16 protein-coding genes are annotated in these 15,851 nt (G+C 64.2%); 10 read left to right on the forward strand and 6 right to left on the reverse strand.

The genetic code is table 11. The features are described from left to right. Positions 1 to 14: 14 nt before the first annotated feature. Positions 15 to 1,103, reverse strand: a complete 1,089-nt coding sequence (locus FJ974_RS09735) for a hypothetical protein (RefSeq protein WP_140530073.1) — start codon at positions 1,101 to 1,103, stop codon at positions 15 to 17. A 282-nt stretch (positions 1,104 to 1,385) separates the two neighbouring features. After that, on the reverse strand, positions 1,386 to 1,997 hold the full coding sequence (locus tag FJ974_RS09740; RefSeq protein WP_140530075.1) for a thymidine kinase: 612 nt from the start codon (positions 1,995 to 1,997) through the stop codon (positions 1,386 to 1,388). A 230-nt stretch (positions 1,998 to 2,227) separates the two neighbouring features. On the opposite strand from FJ974_RS09740, the gene FJ974_RS09745 reads away from it, so the two are divergent. From FJ974_RS09745 to FJ974_RS09765, 5 genes are all read left to right on the forward strand, one after another. Next, entirely contained in the window at positions 2,228 to 3,163 is a 936-nt protein-coding gene (locus FJ974_RS09745) for a choline ABC transporter substrate-binding protein (RefSeq protein ID WP_140530077.1), read from the forward strand. Between the two features lie 221 nt (positions 3,164 to 3,384). Beyond that, complete coding sequence (gene choW, locus FJ974_RS09750; RefSeq protein ID WP_140530078.1) at positions 3,385 to 4,239, forward strand: choline ABC transporter permease subunit; 855 nt, start codon at positions 3,385 to 3,387, stop codon at positions 4,237 to 4,239. Next, positions 4,236 to 5,417: a choline ABC transporter ATP-binding protein gene (choV, locus tag FJ974_RS09755; protein WP_140530080.1), complete on the forward strand. Its 1,182-nt coding sequence runs from the start codon at positions 4,236 to 4,238 to the stop codon at positions 5,415 to 5,417. Before choW ends, choV begins: the two co-directional genes overlap by 4 nt. 41 nt (positions 5,418 to 5,458) lie before the next feature. Further along, positions 5,459 to 5,740, forward strand: coding sequence for a hypothetical protein (locus tag FJ974_RS09760; protein ID WP_140530081.1), 282 nt, complete (start codon positions 5,459 to 5,461; stop codon positions 5,738 to 5,740). A 103-nt stretch (positions 5,741 to 5,843) separates the two neighbouring features. Beyond that, positions 5,844 to 6,881, forward strand: a complete 1,038-nt coding sequence (locus FJ974_RS09765; RefSeq protein WP_140530083.1) for an MBL fold metallo-hydrolase — start codon at positions 5,844 to 5,846, stop codon at positions 6,879 to 6,881. A gap of 63 nt (positions 6,882 to 6,944) precedes the next feature. On the opposite strand, the gene FJ974_RS09770 is transcribed toward FJ974_RS09765, so the two are convergent. Further along, positions 6,945 to 8,927 carry a BTAD domain-containing putative transcriptional regulator gene (locus FJ974_RS09770; RefSeq protein WP_140530175.1) on the reverse strand — a complete coding sequence of 661 codons (1,983 nt, stop codon included), beginning with the start codon at positions 8,925 to 8,927 and terminating at the stop codon, positions 6,945 to 6,947. A 243-nt stretch (positions 8,928 to 9,170) separates the two neighbouring features. Here FJ974_RS09770 and FJ974_RS09775 point away from each other — a divergent pair, with 243 nt between their 5' ends. Together FJ974_RS09775 and FJ974_RS09780 are read left to right on the forward strand one after the other, a co-directional pair. Then, entirely contained in the window at positions 9,171 to 10,256 is a 1,086-nt protein-coding gene (locus FJ974_RS09775; protein WP_140530085.1) for a PLP-dependent cysteine synthase family protein, read from the forward strand. 105 nt (positions 10,257 to 10,361) lie between these two features. After that, on the forward strand, positions 10,362 to 11,843 hold the full coding sequence (locus tag FJ974_RS09780; RefSeq protein ID WP_140530086.1) for a pyridoxal phosphate-dependent decarboxylase family protein: 1,482 nt from the start codon (positions 10,362 to 10,364) through the stop codon (positions 11,841 to 11,843). A gap of 14 nt (positions 11,844 to 11,857) precedes the next feature. Here the strand turns inward: FJ974_RS09780 and FJ974_RS09785 are convergent, their stop codons facing one another. The 3 genes from FJ974_RS09785 to FJ974_RS09795 all read right to left on the reverse strand — a co-directional run bounded on the left by FJ974_RS09785 (position 11,858) and on the right by FJ974_RS09795 (position 14,450). Next, on the reverse strand, positions 11,858 to 12,235 hold the full coding sequence (locus FJ974_RS09785) for a YciI family protein (RefSeq protein WP_140530088.1): 378 nt from the start codon (positions 12,233 to 12,235) through the stop codon (positions 11,858 to 11,860). A gap of 92 nt (positions 12,236 to 12,327) precedes the next feature. Further along, complete coding sequence (locus FJ974_RS09790; protein ID WP_140530089.1) at positions 12,328 to 13,737, reverse strand: ATP-binding protein; 1,410 nt, start codon at positions 13,735 to 13,737, stop codon at positions 12,328 to 12,330. Then, positions 13,734 to 14,450: a response regulator gene (locus FJ974_RS09795; protein ID WP_140530176.1), complete on the reverse strand. Its 717-nt coding sequence runs from the start codon at positions 14,448 to 14,450 to the stop codon at positions 13,734 to 13,736. The genes FJ974_RS09790 and FJ974_RS09795 overlap by 4 nt, the downstream gene beginning before the upstream one ends. Before the next feature lie 237 nt (positions 14,451 to 14,687). On the opposite strand from FJ974_RS09795, the gene FJ974_RS09800 reads away from it, so the two are divergent. The 3 genes from FJ974_RS09800 to FJ974_RS09810 all read left to right on the forward strand — a co-directional run bounded on the left by FJ974_RS09800 (position 14,688) and on the right by FJ974_RS09810 (position 15,815). Further along, positions 14,688 to 14,990: a hypothetical protein gene (locus FJ974_RS09800; RefSeq protein WP_140530091.1), complete on the forward strand. Its 303-nt coding sequence runs from the start codon at positions 14,688 to 14,690 to the stop codon at positions 14,988 to 14,990. A gap of 38 nt (positions 14,991 to 15,028) precedes the next feature. Beyond that, positions 15,029 to 15,301 carry a hypothetical protein gene (locus tag FJ974_RS09805; RefSeq protein ID WP_140530093.1) on the forward strand — a complete coding sequence of 91 codons (273 nt, stop codon included), beginning with the start codon at positions 15,029 to 15,031 and terminating at the stop codon, positions 15,299 to 15,301. Between the two features lie 151 nt (positions 15,302 to 15,452). Next, positions 15,453 to 15,815, forward strand: a complete 363-nt coding sequence (locus tag FJ974_RS09810; protein ID WP_140530095.1) for a hypothetical protein — start codon at positions 15,453 to 15,455, stop codon at positions 15,813 to 15,815. Positions 15,816 to 15,851 lie beyond the last annotated feature (36 nt).

Below are 15,851 nucleotides of genomic sequence, written 5' to 3' on the forward strand. Positions count from 1 at the left end.
CCGTGTGCAGCCGTTTACGACTGCACGTAGTTCGCCGAATTATGCTTCTTCATCACCTCGTCGAAGCGGCGCGCGAAGGCGTCGTCGGCAAGCTTCTTGCGGCGCTGGATGTCGGCGCTGGCGACCATGTTCTTCTCGTGCATTTCGAGCAGGTCGCCGATGTGCTTCTGCGAGGCGGCGCCGATGCCGGCCATGGTTTCCTCGGCGGTGTTGTCGACCTGGCTGCCCAGCGTGTTGATCTTGTGGGCGACATCCTGCTGGGCGGCGGTCTTCAGCGAGTCTTCCAGCGCTTTGTAGAGAACGATGCGCTGCTCGGTGTCGATGGTCAGCTTGTTGATCAGCGTCGATTGCGCGGCGATCTGGTTGTTGAGCGAATCGACGAACGTCTGGAACATCGAGGTGTAGCGCTCCAGCGTCTGGCTTTCGGCCAGCAATTCCTGCTCCTTGGCCTGTTTCTCGTTGTATTCGGTCGCCATTTTCGAGCGCTGGCCTTCGAGCTCGGTGCGCTCCTTCTGGGTGGTCGAGGCGGCGATCCTGTTCTCGATGTCGAGCAGCTGCGGGTTGAGTTCCTCGATGCGCTTCTGCACGGCTTCGAGGTTGGACATGGTCGCTTTGCGCCGTTCGATGACCTGCGACAGGCTGGCCTCAGAGGTCTTGTAGCGCTGGTCGAGGATCTGCTTTTGCGCTTTGAGGATGCCGACGATGGTGTCGGATTTCGCCAGGAGCTCCTGCAGATTGCCGGCCAGCGACATGTTGCGCACGCGATCGGTGCGCATGCGCTGCTTGCGTTGCGCCGAAAAGACGCCGACGAAGTTTTCCCAGCCGGTATAGTTCTTCATGCTCTCGAATTCGGCGCCGAAGACGTTGGTGGCGTCCTCAAGCCCGATGATAAGGTCGGCGATGTTGCCTTCCATCACCTTCTGCTGCTTCAGCACGTCCTCGATGCGGGCGTTCTCGATGTCGAAATTGGCGTCGCCGATCTTCTTGTCGGCCTGGGCGAGCGTGTCGAGCACGGTACCGGACTGCTCGATCTTGGTGCGCATATCCTGCACAACCTGCCTGGTCTTGGCAATTTCGGCATCGAAATTCTGCAATGTCGCCATAGGGGCCTCCCGCATCGGCATCCGGTTTCGTCGCACGTGGCGGGGAATATATGTGGGGCTTCAAGGGATTGAAAGACGGAAGACAAGAGCGGACGCCAAAACAAAAGAATTGGCTGGGCTCTTGAAAGTCGAGCGAACCATACTCACGGCGTGAATAAAGCGCATTGCATTTAAAGATCTTTAGGCAACAACCCTTAAGCTCTTGTTTTTGCGCATCCTATCGCTCGGAGCGGCCGCAGATTAGAACAGGCGAAGCTTGCCAGGCGGGCGAGGGTTCCTGTCTCAGGCGCGGACAAAACCGATAAAGTCATCGGGCGCGGCCCTGCCCATTTCCTCCTCCCAGTGCTGGCGGCAGAGCGAGACATAGACGTCCTTGCCGATCGCCACCTGCTCGCCCTGCCGCGCGACCTTGCCGTCGGGACCGAGGCGCACCACCATCGTGGCCTTGCGGCCGCAGCGGCAGATGGTGCGCACCTCGCGCAGGTCGTCGGCAATGGCGAGCAGCGCGCGCGAGCCTGGAAACAGCTTGCCCTGGAAATCGGTGCGCAGGCCGTAGCACATCACCGGTATGTTCAGCCGGTCGGCGATGCGGGCAAGCTGCCAGACCTGCTCTTCTTCTAGGAACTGCGCCTCGTCGACGAAAATGCAATGCACGGTCTGGTGCCGATGGTGCTCGGCGACGCGGGCGAAGAGGTCGTCGCCGTCGCGAAACATCTCGGCCTCGGAGCTCAGGCCGATGCGCGACGAGATCAGCCCCTTGTCGCCCCTGCGGTAGTGGCCGGCCACGAACAGCATCGTCGTCATGCCGCGTTCGCGATAATTGTAGGACGCCTGCAACAGCATCGTCGTCTTGCCGGCGTTCATTGTCGCGTAGTTGAAGTATAGCTTGGCCATGGCCCTTTAAGCCGACTTGCAGAGGCGCGGGAAAGGGGGCGCAGGCTCCGTCCACTAGAAAAGCGGTCCAGCTTAAAAGCGGCGGCATGTCGCTGAATGGCCAGTGCGCGCCGTTGATCGTGATGGGGAACCGCTTGAAACCACATCAAAATGGTGTTTGGCTCACGAAACAAGGCGGGCGCAAGAACCGTGACTTCGCTTTGCCGCAAAATTGAAATGGGAGAAAGTTCATGTCGCGTATCAATACCTTCGTCGCCGGCCTCGGCCTGGCGGCGTTTCTGTCGACGAGCGCCGCCTATGCCGGCGATCCGGCGAGCTGCAAGGCGGTGCGCCTGTCGGACGTCGGCTGGACCGACATCCAGGCCACAACGGGCCTGGCTTCGGTGCTGCTCACCGCGCTCGGCTACCAGCCGCAGGTGATCCAGCTTTCGGTGCCGGTGACCTATGCGTCGCTGAAGAACAAGGATCTCGACGTGTTCCTCGGCAACTGGATGCCGTCGATGACCAACGACATCAAGGACTATACCGCCGACGGCTCGGTCGAGACGGTGAGCCAGAACCTCGCCGGCGCCGGCTACGGCATCGTCGTGCCGACCTATGTCGCCGATGCCGGCGTCAAGTCGCTGACCGATCTCGGCAAGTTCAAGGACAAATTCAATGGCAAGATCTACGGCATCGAGGCCGGCAATGACGGCAACCGCATCATCCTCGACATGATCAAGAACCCGGCCGACAACCTCTCGGGCTTCGAACTGGTCGAGTCCTCCGAGGCCGGCATGCTGACGCAGGCCGAGCAGTCGATGAAGAACAATGAATGGATCGCCTTCCTCGGCTGGACACCGCATCCGGTGATGGGCGCCATGAAGATCACCTATCTCGGCGGCATGGGCGACAGCGGCTTCGGCGCCGCCACCGTCTCGACAAACGTGCGCAAGGGCTACATGACCGAGTGCCCGAATGCCGGCAAGTTCGTCGCCAACCTCAAATTCAATCTCGACATGGAAGGCGAGATGATGGACGCCATCCTCAAGGGCGGCGATCCGCAAACAGTCGCCACCGACTGGCTGAAGAAGCATCCGGATGCAGTGAAGCCCTGGATCGCCGGGGTCACCACTTTCGATGGCGGCGATGCTGCTGCGGCCGTCAAGACCGCGCTCGGAAGCTGACCCGGCTTGGATTACGCATGACCTCAAAAAGGGGCGGCCACTGGAAAAGGCTGCCCCTTTTTCTTAAAGTTCGCCGCGCTGAACGGGCTCAAGCGGCGCGCTTTAAGTCTCTGTTTTTACGCATTTCATTTTCCCAAAACCGCTGCACACTTTTGCGTGACATGCGTTAAGCTGCCAGAAGATGACCGTGCGGCAGCGCGGCGAGGCCGAGAGGGGGCAAGATGGATCCGATTTCGAAATTCCTTGTTGACCACAAAATCCCCATCGGGCCATGGGGCAAGGCCTTCTTCGGCTTCCTCACCGACAATTTCGATACCATCTTCCGGGCCTTCTCCAACGGCCTGAACTTCATCCTCGACGGTCTGGTCGACCTGTTGCTGATGGTGCCGCCGGTATTGCTGGCGCTGGTTATCGCCGGCCTCGCCTGGCTGCTGCAGCGCTCGCGCGGGCTCGCCATCGGCGTCTTCCTCGGCCTGGTCTTCATCATTAACCAGAATTTGTGGAAGCAGACGGTGCAGACGCTTGTCCTGGTGGTTGCAGCCGCCGCCATGGCGATGGCGATCGGCGTGCCGCTCGGCATCTGGGCCGCGCACAAGCCGAAGGTCTATCGCGTCATGCTGCCGGTGCTCGACCTGATGCAGACGCTGCCGACCTTCGTCTACCTGATCCCGGTGCTGACGCTGTTCGGCCTCGGCAACGCGCCCGGCCTGATCGTCACCATCATCTTCGTCATCCCGACCGCGGTCAGGCTCACCCATCTCGGCGTGGTCTCGGTGCCCAAGGCGATCATCGAGGCCGGCGAGGCCTTCGGCGCCACCAGGCAACAGCTGCTGTGGAAAGTGGAGCTGCCTTCGGCGCTGCCCACCATCATGGCGGGCCTGACGCAATCGATCATGCTGTCACTGTCGATGGTCGTGTTCGCGGCGCTGATCGGCGCCGGCGGGCTCGGCACGGAAATCAACCGCGCACTCGGCTCGCGCCGCATCGACCTCGGACTTGAGGCTGGCCTCGCCATCGTCGTGCTCGCCATCGTGCTCGACCGTATGACCCGCATCGGCGTTGGAGGCAAGAAATGACCGTCGCGGTTGATTTCAAGGACGTAGACATCGTCTTCGGCGCCGATCAGGCCGGTTCGCTGGCACTGATCGACAAGGGCGCCACGCGCGCCGAAATCCTCGAAAAGACCGGCAATGTGCTGGGCTGCGCCGGGGCCAGCCTCACCGTGCATGAAGGCGAGATATCGGTGCTGATGGGCCTGTCGGGCTCCGGCAAGTCGACGCTGCTTCGGGCCGTCAACCGGCTCAATGTCGTGTCGCGCGGCCAGGTGCTGGTCAAGGACGGCGACCGCACCGTCGACGTCGTCACCTGTGACGAACCGACTTTGCGGCGGCTGCGGCAAAAGCAGGTCGCCATGGTGTTCCAGCAGTTCGGCCTGCTGCCGTGGCGCACGGTGGAAGAAAATGTCGGCTTCGGCCTCGAGCTTGCCGGCGTGCCGGAAGCCGAGCGCAAGGAGCGGGTGAAGAAGCAGCTCGAACTCGTCCATCTCGACCAATGGTCGAAGAAATACGCGCATGAGCTTTCGGGCGGCATGCAGCAGCGCGTCGGCCTGGCGCGGGCCTTCGCCACCGAGGCGCCGATCCTGTTGATGGACGAGCCGTTCTCGGCGCTCGATCCGCTGATCCGCACCAAGCTGCAGGACGAGCTGCTGCAGCTGCAGGCGGAACTGAAGAAGACCATCATCTTCGTCAGCCACGACCTCGAGGAGGCGCTGAAGATCGGCAGCCATATCACCATCATGGAGGGCGGCCGCATCGTCCAGACCGGCGCGCCGGAAGATATCGTGCTCAGGCCCGCCAACGACTATGTCCGCGACTTCATCGCCAATGTGAACCCGCTGTCGGTGCTGACGGCATGGAACGTCATGCGCGACCGCCGCGACCTGGAGCAGGGCGACAACGGCTGGGTGTGGCTCGACCGTCGCAAGACGACGCGCTTCAAGATCGACGAGCACGGCCTGGTGGCGGCGGCCGAACGCGACGGCAAGCCGGCTGTGTGGGTCTCCTGCGCCGACGTCGAGGCCCAACCGGAGGAGACGGCGCAAGTGTTCTGGGCCAATCCGGGCACCTCGCTGAAGACCGTGATGCTGGCCATGCACCGTTCGCAGACAGCACCGGTGGCGCTGTTCGACGATCAGTCGCGCTTCGTCGGCGCCATCGGCATCCGCGACGTGCTGAGCGCGGTGCTGCGGCGGTAGGGGATCACGCGGGCGACGTCAGGCAGGTGACTGTGAGGCGGATGTGGAACTGGCTGTCCGAACCGCGAGCCGCGCAAATCGCTCTTGGCCTGCTGCTGGTCATCGCAGTGCGGTCGATCCTGGAATTCTTCAGGATCGGCGGTGCGGCCGGCGCGCCCCTCAGTAACGATGAAATCTTCTATATCGAAGGGGCGCTCGCGGCCGTTTGTGCCGGGCTCGCCGTCCTTGCGCTGCATGCCATTGGCCGGCACGGCTGGGCAACGCTTTTCACTGCGGCGGCGATAGTCGCCCTGCTTGCGTGGAAAATCGCTGTCATCGGCTGACGATAGGCGCTTGGTCGCAGAGCGTCATAATCCTATACTGGCATCGCAGCCGCGCGAACATCGCGTTCGCGAAGGCCTGCGCATGCAGCGGGGCATTGGCAAAATGATTTTCCGTCAGCTCTTCGATTCCGTTTCGGGCACTTATTCCTATCTGCTGGCCAGCCGCCGGGGCGGCGAGGCGCTGATCATCGATCCGGTGCTGGAGAAGGTCGAGCGCTATCTGCAGCTGGTCAATGAGCTCGATCTCAGGCTGGTCAAGGCGGTGGATACGCATCTCCATGCCGACCACATCACCGGTCTCGGCGCGCTGCGCGACAAAACGCATTGCGTCACCGTGATGGGCGAGCAGACCAAGGCCGACGTCGTCTCGATGCGGCTTGCGGACGGCGACAAGCTCGCCATCGAAGGGCTGGCGCTCGACGTCATCTACACGCCCGGCCACACCGACGATTCCTACAGCTTCATCCTGCCGGACCGCGTCTTCACCGGCGATACGCTGCTCATCCGCGGCACCGGGCGCACCGATTTCCAGAACGGCGACCCGCGCATGCAGTACGAGTCGATCTTCGGCCGCTTGCTCAAGCTTCCCGACGAGACGCTTATCTTTCCGGCTCATGACTATAAAGGCGAGACCGTGTCGACAATCGGCGAGGAAAAGGCCTTCAATCCGCGCCTGCAGGTGAAGTCGGTCGACGAGTATGTCGAGATCATGAACAATCTGAAGCTGTCCAATCCGAAGATGATGGACGTCGCCGTGCCGGCCAATATGAGGGTCGGCCTGCATCAGGACGAGATCGCCAGCCGGGGCTGGTCGGTGAGCGCCGAACAGGCGCTGGCGCTGGTCGGACGACCCGACGTGGCGTTGATCGACCTGCGCGAGCAATCCGAGCGGGAACGCCACGGCATCATACTCGGGGCGATCCATCTGCCCTATGCGCGGCTTCAGGAAAACATCGCCGCCGGCGGCATGCTGCACGAGCTGGCGAAGTCGACCAGCAAGCAGCTCCTGTTCTACTGCGCCTTCGGCGAGCGCTCGGCGATGGCGGTGCAGGCGGCGCAGGACGTCGGCATTGCCAGCGCCCGCCACATCCAGGGCGGCATCGACGCGTGGCGGAAGGCGAGCGGACCGCTCGTGCATTAGGGTCTGTTGATATTCAGGTGAGGCCGGCCTGGCTGAATCTGAAGCACCCCGACCCGAGTCTATTCAGTTCAGGCCGATGCGCTTGGCGCCGTTGCGGAACAGGGCTTCCGCTTCCGGATCAAAACGGAAAGTCGCGATGAAATCATCGGCGCTGTAATCCGGCAGCGTCTTGCGGATCGCGGCGGCGAAATTTCGCGCCTCATCCTGGCGGCCGGCCAGCGCCAGGCAGTGCGCGGCGATCGCCAGGATGATGACATGGGCGTTGGGGCGGGCAGCGGCCTTGAGCGCCCATTCCGCGGCTGCGTCGAATTCTCCCAGCCGCGCATGCGCCATCGCACGCGCCCCCATCATGCCGAACAGCAGCGGATCGAAGGGGCTGAGATGGCGCGAATGGTCGGAGGAGCCGATCGCCGATTGGGGATCGCCCGACTGCGAGTGCACGAAGGACAGCGCATAATGGCCTAGCGCGAAGTTCGGGCTGAGGTCGACGGCCTTGGTCAGTTCGAGCAGCGAGCCGTCCTGCTCGCCACGTAGCCACAATGCCCGGCCCATCGCCCAGTGCGCGGCAGGATTGCGGTCGTCGACCAGCAGGCTGTGGCCGGCGCTTTCGAAGGCAAGCGCCGTCTCGCGGTCGCGATCGCCCCAGCGCTGGAAGGCGCTCTGCCAATGGGTGAAGGAGAGGCCGGCATAGGCGCGGGCGAAAGTGGGGTCGAGCTTCAAGGCCTCGCCGAAGAAGTGCTGCGCCAGTTCGTTCTCCTGGCGGGTGAAGCGGTACATATGCCAGAGCCCGCGATGATAGGCTTCCCAGGCGTTGAGCGAATTGGGCGCCTTGAGCAGCGCGCGGTTGCGCTCGACCGTCGCGATCTCGGCGGCGATGGAGGAAACGATGCTGTCGCCGATATCGTCAAGCACGATGAAGATGTCATCCGGCTTGCGTTCGAAGGTCTCGGCCCAGACGATTCGCGCCGTGCGCACCTCGACGAGCTCGACCGAAACGACCACACGGCCGGCAAGGTTGCGGACCGAGCCGGTCGCGACATAGTCGACGTTCAGTCGGCGCCCGGCGTCCTCCGGCGCGATGTCCTTCTCGGCCAGCGCAAAGACCGAACCGCGGGCGATGACGAAGAAATCGCGCAGCTTGGCGAGGCGCGTGATGATGTCGTGGGTCAAGCCGTCGGCCAACCCGCCGCGAAAATTGCCGCCGGCGTCCTCGGCAAACGGCGTCACCGCAAGCGAGGCCCGGCGCGTCGCTGCTGTATCATTGGACTCGGCCAGGGCGATCGGCGCCTGCGGCAGGCCCGGCACCGGACGGGCGCATGGCGTGGCGCTGGATTGCCGCTGCCGGGATCTGATCTCGCGCCAGGCGTCGCGTATGGATGTGAAATCCAATTCCTCGGATTCGAAGAGCTGTGCCGCAGTGGCAAGATGCTCCTCGCCTGCGCCGATCTGTCCACGCCGCGCCAGATTCTCCAGCAGCGCCACATGGGCACGCCCGTCGAAGGGCGCAAGCTCCAGCCATTCGTCGATATAGGCGGCCGCCTCATCGGCCTCGGGCGGGAGAAGGCCGATGAGGTGTTCCAGCACCGCGACATGACATGAGTTGAAACGGCGGCGTTGCGCGGTCAGCCAATTGCCGAAATGCGGGCTGCGATCCAGCTCCAGGCCATCGAGGAAGTCGCCGGCGAAAAGCTGCGAAAGCGCCCGCAACCGCTCGAGGCTCAGCGTCTCGATGCCTTCCGCCACCCCCGCGGCGGCTTCCACCGCATCGACGCGCATATCGGCAAGGCGAAGCGCCACCGCGTCGCCTTCGGTCTCGACCCTGCGCAGGTCCGGCTCGTCAAGCGCGCCGCGGAGCTTGCTGAGGCACCAGCGAAGCTCGCCGCGCGGATCGTTCGGCACGTCCCAGAGAAGCTCGCACAGGCGGCTGCGGCCGACAGGGTGCGGCGCGAGCGCCAGATAGGCCAGCAGCGCGCGCAGCTTGCGCGATGCGGGCAGGGGGACGGGAACGCCGTCGCGGGTGATCGCCAGCGGCCCGAGCAGGCGCATGGAAAGGCCGGCCGTCTTGCCGTTCAGGCCCGATCGGACGGATTCCACGTGCTTTTCCACGCTGGCTCCCACGCTGAACAGTTGCTCCATATCGTATCACCAAAGCCGACAGGGCGCATCCGGCCGCGCGTTTCCGTGCCGGCCGCGGCCGCGGCCGAAGCAATTAACGCGGCCAGGTGTCGGAACCGCGCCGCCCGAACCGCCGGCCTGTAACCGGCGTGTGAGCACATAAGGAGCAAAACGATGCTGCATCAGTTGAAAATCAGAACCACGTCCGGTCGCGGCCGGCTGTTCGACAGCATTCTCGATACGGTCGGCGACACGCCGGTCATCCGCATCAACAAGCTCGGGCCGGCGCATGCGACGATCTACGCGAAGGCCGAGTTCTTCAACCCGGCCGCGTCGGTGAAGGACCGGCTGGCGCTCAACATCATCGAGGAGGGCGAGCGCAGCGGCGCGCTGAAGCCGGGCCAGACCGTGATCGAGGCGACCAGCGGCAACACCGGCATCGGGCTTGCCATGGTCTGCGCGCAGAAGGGTTATCCGCTGGTGGTGACGATGGCGGACTCCTTCTCCGTCGAGCGCCGCAAGCTGATGCGCATGCTGGGCGCCAAGGTGGTGCTGACGCCGCGCGCCCAAAAGGGTTTCGGCATGTACAAGAAGGCGGTGGAACTCGCCGAGGCCAATGGCTGGTTCCTGGCCCGCCAGTTCGAGACCGAGGCCAATGCCGCCATCCACGAGGCGACCACGGCGCGCGAGATCATCAATGACTTCGCAGGCTCCAGGCTCGACGTCCTGGTCACCGGCTACGGCACCGGCGGCACGGTTGCCGGCGTCGGCCGGGTGCTGCGCCGGGAGCGGCCGGAGGTCAGGATCGTGCTTGCCGAGCCAGCCAATGCGCAGCTGATTGGCAGCGGCAAGGCGCAGCAGCGCGGCGCCGGCGGCGCGCCGGCCGCCAGCCATCCGGCCTTCGAGCCGCATCCGATCCAGGGCTGGACGCCGGACTTCATTCCCAATGTGCTGCAGGAGGCGATCGACCAGCGCTACTATGACGAGGTGGTGCCGATCCCGGGACCGGAAGGCATCAAATGGGCGAAGGCGCTGGCGCAGCAGGAAGGCATCTTCACCGGCATCTCCGGCGGCGCAACCTTTGCCGTGGCGCGCCAGATCGCCGGCACGGCTGCAGCCGGCTCGGTGATCCTGTGCATACTGCCCGACACCGGCGAACGCTACATGTCGACGCCGCTGTTCGACGGCATCGAGGCCGAGATGGACGCCGAGGAGACCGCGCTGTCTCGCTCGACGCCGAGCTGTCAGTTCGATGCATAGGACAAATGGTGGCGGCGCCCTTGCGGACGGCGGCGCCGCGCAGCAGCTCAGCGCGCATGTGACGCCGATCCGGGGACCGGGCACGTGCCTTGCGGGAGAAACCGGATGGACACCTTGCAGGATGCGATGGCCACGCACGAAACACTGGACCCGCCGGACTGGGCTGACGTGCAGGCATTGTCGCATCGCGTCATAGACGACGCGGTCGGTTATCTGCGGGATGTCCGAGACCGTCCGGTGTGGCGCGAGATGCCGCCCGAGGTGCGGACGTTCTTCGACGCGCCCATGCCGCGCGCGCCGGCGTCGCTCCCCGATGTTTATGGCGAGGTCACCGACAATTTGATGGCCTATCCGATGGGCAACATCCATCCGCGCTTCTGGTCCTGGTATATGGGATCAAGCAATTTCACCGGCGCGCTCGGCGATTTCCTGGCGGCGATCCAGGGCTCGAATCTCGGCGGCGGCAACCATGCCGCCGGGCTGATGGACAGCCAGGTGGTGAACTGGTGCAAGGAGATGGTCGGCTTTCCGGCCGCCGCCAGCGGCACGCTGGTCAGCGGCGGCTCGATGGCCAACATCATCGGGCTGACCGTCGCGCGCAACGCCAAGGCAGGCGTCGACGTTCGCGAGAGGGGCGTCGGCGCCATCCCGAGGCCGCTGCGTTTCTATGCCTCGGACCAGGTCCACTCGTGCCATCGCAAGGCGATGGAGGCGCTCGGGCTCGGCAACCGGGCGCTGCGCCGCATTCCTACGGACACCGGGCTGCGCATCGACGTCGATGCGCTCAAGGCGGCAATCGCCGAGGATCGCGATGCAAGCTTCAAGCCGGCCTGCGTCATCGGCACCGCCGGCACGGTCAACACCGGGGCGGTCGATGATCTCCAGGCGCTGGCTGCCCTGGCGGAGGCGGAGGATCTGTGGTTCCACGTCGACGGCTGCATCGGCGCGCTGATCGCCGTCGCGCCTCAAAACGCAGCGCTCGTCGCCGGCATCGAGCAGGCCCATTCGATCGCGCTCGATCCGCACAAATGGCTGCACGCGCCGTTCGAGGCGGGCTGTGCGCTGGTCCGCGACGCGTCCGCCCATCGCAACAGCTTTGCCGTCACGCCCGAATACCTGGAATCGACGCCGCGCGGCCTGGCTTCAGGGCAATGGCTGAACGACTACGGATTGCAGACGACGCGTGGTTTCCGCGCGTTGAAAATCTGGATGGCGCTGAAGGAGCACGGCATCGAAAAGTTCGGCCGGCTGATCGACCAGAACATCGCCCAGGCCCGCCATCTCGCCAGGCTGATCGAGGACGAACCGGTGCTCGAACTGACGGCGGCCACCACGGTCAACATCGTCTGCTTCCGCCATCGCCTCGACGGCGCGCCCGAAGACCGTCTCAAGGCGTTCAACACCGAGATCATGCTGAGGCTGCAGGAAGAGGGCATCGCTGTCCTGTCCGACACCACCGTGCGTGGCCGGCATTGCTTGAGGGTCGCGATCACCAACCACCGCACCCGGCGCGAGGATCTCGACCTCTTGGTGCGCGAGACGCTTCGGTTGGGTCAGGAGATCAAGTCCGGTATGGAATATGCCTGACGCTTAGCGATCACTCAGCCGGCCGGAGCCAGCGGCGCGCCAGGAAGGTAACGCAGGATCGGCCGGATCTCGTAGACGGCGGTGGGATTGACGCGCTTGAGGTCGCGCGCCGTCGCGATCGCTTCTTCCTGGCTGGCGCAATCGACGACATAGAGACCCAGCAATTGCTCCTTGGTTTCGGCAAAGGGACCGTCGAGCACCATGCCGTCCCCCGGACCGCGGAGAGTGACCGCTTCCGCGGTCGCGCCCAGCCTTGCCGCCGGTCCAAGCCTGCCCTCGCGCGTCAGCCTGGCGTTGACCTCAAGCAGGTCTTTCATCAGCGCCGCGTCCTCATCGGGCGTCCAGGACTGGACGGCGGCTTCGACGTGATAGGCCAGGATGGCGTAGAACATGGGAATGGCTCCTCGTGCCGGGGAGGACGCACTATCACAAGGATGGTGTGGCCGATCCAGTCCCGCGGCCGTTCAAGCGGCCGCCTGCTGACTCAAGCTGCCACCGGCAGGCGCAGTTCCGTCAGCAGGCCGCCTCCCGGATGATTGGACAGGCTGATCTCGCCGCCGACGCCGCGCGCGATGTTGCGGGCGATGGTCAGGCCAAGGCCGAGGCCACCGGTCTCGCGGTTGCGCGACTGTTCGAGGCGAACGAAGGAGCCGAAGACCGTGTCCAGCTTGGCCTGCGGAATGCCGGGGCCTTCGTCGCGGATGCTTAGCGTGATCATGTCGCCAGAGCGCCGCACGGCGATATGCGCCTTCTTGCCGTAGGTCACCGCATTCTGGATAAGATTGGTGATGCAGCGGCGTAGCGCGACCGGCCGCGCGATGCAGACCAGGCCGCGCGAGCGCGTGGCATCGTCCTCGAAGGAGACGTCGTCGAAACCGTCGGCGACCGACTCCACCAGGGACCAGAAATCGATCCGCTCGTCCTTTTCCTCGGTGACCTCGAATTTGGCGAAGTCGATCACCGAGCTGGCGATGCTTTCGATGTCGGCAAGGTCGCGCGCGAGGGCCTCGCGCGCCGATGATTTGCGCAGCAGTTCGAGGCGCAGCCGCATCCTGGTCAGCGGCGTGCGCAAATCATGCGCCAGAGCCGCCGCGAGATGCTCGCGGTCCTCGACATAGTCGCGCAGCCGCATCTGCATGGCGTTCACGGCCTTTGCCGCGGCGCGGATCTCGCGGCTGCCGGTCTCGGCGATCGGCGGGCTTTTCAGGTCGTTGCCGATGCGGTTCACCGCGGTTTCCATCATCCGGTAGGGCGCCGTCAGCCGGCGCAGCGACCAGATCGACATCACCACCACAAGACCTGCGATCAGTGCGTATAGCGGCAGGCTGTCAATGCTGAGGATCGGCCCTGGCGGTGTGATCGGCTCGGTGAAGTTCAGCCACTGGCCGTCGGAAAAGCGCAGCGATGCGGTGAGCTTGTCGCTCTGGGCGAAATCGGCGGCCAGCACCAAAAGGTCGCGCTCGACCTGGCCGACGTCCTTTCTCGTGACCTCGCCGTCCGGAGTGTCGGCTTCCTGTGTCGCCGGATCGCGCCGCACGCGTGCGTCGGTGATGCCGAATTTGGTCAAGCGCCCGACCAGAATGTCTTCCAGCTCGGCGAGCTGGTCGTCGCCGGCGATCGAGGAGGTGACGGCGGGGGTGTCAGACACGGTCAGCGCGTAGGTGGCGTTGAACAGCCCGGACGCGGTCGCCTTGCGCTCCTCGGGCGTGGCGTTATGCATCAGCTGCACCAGCGAATAGGCGCGGTCGTTCAATCGGTAGAGATCGACCACGCCATTGGTGGCGGCGCGGTCACGCGAAACGATGTAGAGCGTCGCGACCTGGCTGATCATCAGGCCGGCAATGACGATGAGCAGCACCCAGACCGGCAGGGTTTGCGGCAGGAAGCGTCTCATTCGGATGTCGTTTCGGGCAAGAACTGATAACCGCCGCTGCGCACGGTGAGGATCAGCTTCGGCGTCTTCGGGTCGTCCTCCATCTTGCGGCGCAGGCGGCTGACCAGAATATCGACGCTGCGGTCGAAACTGTAGCCGGTGTCGCCACCCGACAGCTCGATGAGCTGCTCGCGGGTGAGCACGCGCTGCGCGCTCTTGACGAAGGTCTGCAGCAGGTTGAATTCCGCCATCGTCAATTCCACCCGGACGTCGTCGGGCGCGGTCAGCCGGCGGCGCGAGCAATCCATCGTCCAGCCGGCGAAACGGTAGACCTGCCTGGCGGCGGGCCGGCGCGGCTCGCTCGAGCCGTTGCGCCGCAGCACCGCGCGGATGCGCGCCAGAAGCTCGCGCGGATCGAAAGGTTTCGGCACATAGTCATCGGCGCCCATTTCGAGACCGACGACGCGGTCCGTCGTTTCGGTGACCGCCGTCAGCATGATGATCGGGGTGGTGTAGTTGGCGCGGATCTCGCGGCAGAGTTCGAGGCCGCTCCTGCCGGGCAGCATTACGTCGAGGACAATGAGGTCGACCTGCGTGCGCCGCAGGATCGCCTCCATCTCGGTGCCGTCGGCGGCCACCGTCGTGTGCAGCCCCCGCTTCTGGAAGAACTCCTGAAGCAGGTCGCGGATGCCCTTGTCGTCGTCGACGATCAGTATGTGTGCGTCGGATTTCACGAGAACCCTGTCATTGCTGGTGGCCAAGCCGCCTTCTCAAATCACCCACACGATAGAATTCGGGCCACATCTTGGCCAGTGGCGGTAATAGGCGACCGGTCGGCTTGCGCAGAAACAATCCAGAAACAAAATTCTACAGTCGGGAAAAACTCGTGAAAAATTTCAAGGGCATAACCGGTGTCGTGGCGGTCAGGTCATCGGCTGCGACGCGAGTTTCCGGAGTAACGGGCAAGACCAATGCAGAGGTTCTGGATCAGCGTGACGGGTGCTTTGCTCAGCATATCGCTCATCACGGCAGCGGCCGGCGCCTCCAGCCCAAAGGTCGCGCCGCTCACCCGGACCGAGCGCTGCACCAATCTTAGCCGTCAAGTTGACGAAGCCCTCGAAACCCATGCCGCGGCAACGCAGGTCACCGCGGCGAAAGCACTGCAAAGAAAGGGAAACCGGTTCTGCGCCAACAAGAAACAGGCGCAGGGAATCCGGATGCTCGCAAACGCTTTGAAGCTGCTTGGAGTGACACCGATCGATCCGGCTCAGTGACACTCATCATCGACCCGCATGAAGAAGGAAATGAAGCCATGAAGAAGTCCCTCCTCTCCGCCCTCGGCCTTGCTGTTGCTCTGGCTTTCTCGATGCCGGCCCTCGGCAACGCCGCTGCCACGACGACCACTGCTCCGGCTGCTTCGACGACCACCACGACGACCGCTCCGGCCGCCACCACGCCAATGAAGGCTGCGCCGAAGAAGGCTGCCGCCAAGAAGACCTGCAAGCCGACCAAGAAGCACAAATGCCCGGTGAAGAAGTCTGCGAAGATGGCCCCGGCGAAGGCTCCGGCGAAGAAGAAGCCCTGATCCAGGCTTTTGAACCCGACCTTTTCAAAGCCGCTCCAGCCGGTTTCGGCTGGAGCGGTTTTCTGGCGGTTACAATCTGAGACCGGCAGTTTCCGCCGCGACAACCTCATCCTTAACCCGATCGCAATGCCGGTACCGTAGGACAATCCGCATGAAGAGGCGGCTTTCGTCCCTGATGCGCTTGCTGACCCTCGGCAGCCTGATTGCCACCGCGGCGGCAAGAGCGTTGATCATCTTCACAGCCAGCCCGGTGCCGGACCCTGCCAGCGGCAGGACCGAGCCTGAGCTTTTCGCGCCGGTGATCTCATCGAGCTTCGACTACATCACGCCGGCACAGAGTTGGATCCTGATCGTGCTGACCGGCACGACGCTGATCGGTTTTGCCGCCTGGATGTTCTTTGCGTTCATGGAGCGCGGGTCCGATTCCGGCGACGATGGCTCCGGCGCCGAAAGATCCGCCACGGCGGCGCGGCAAATGCCTGGCCGCCGCACGATCGGGCGCCAAGGCCGTTGAACGGCAACCGACAGTCCCCCACATAACGTTTTGTCG

Source organism: Mesorhizobium sp. B1-1-8 (assembly GCF_006442795.2).
Classification (GTDB): domain Bacteria; phylum Pseudomonadota; class Alphaproteobacteria; order Rhizobiales; family Rhizobiaceae; genus Mesorhizobium.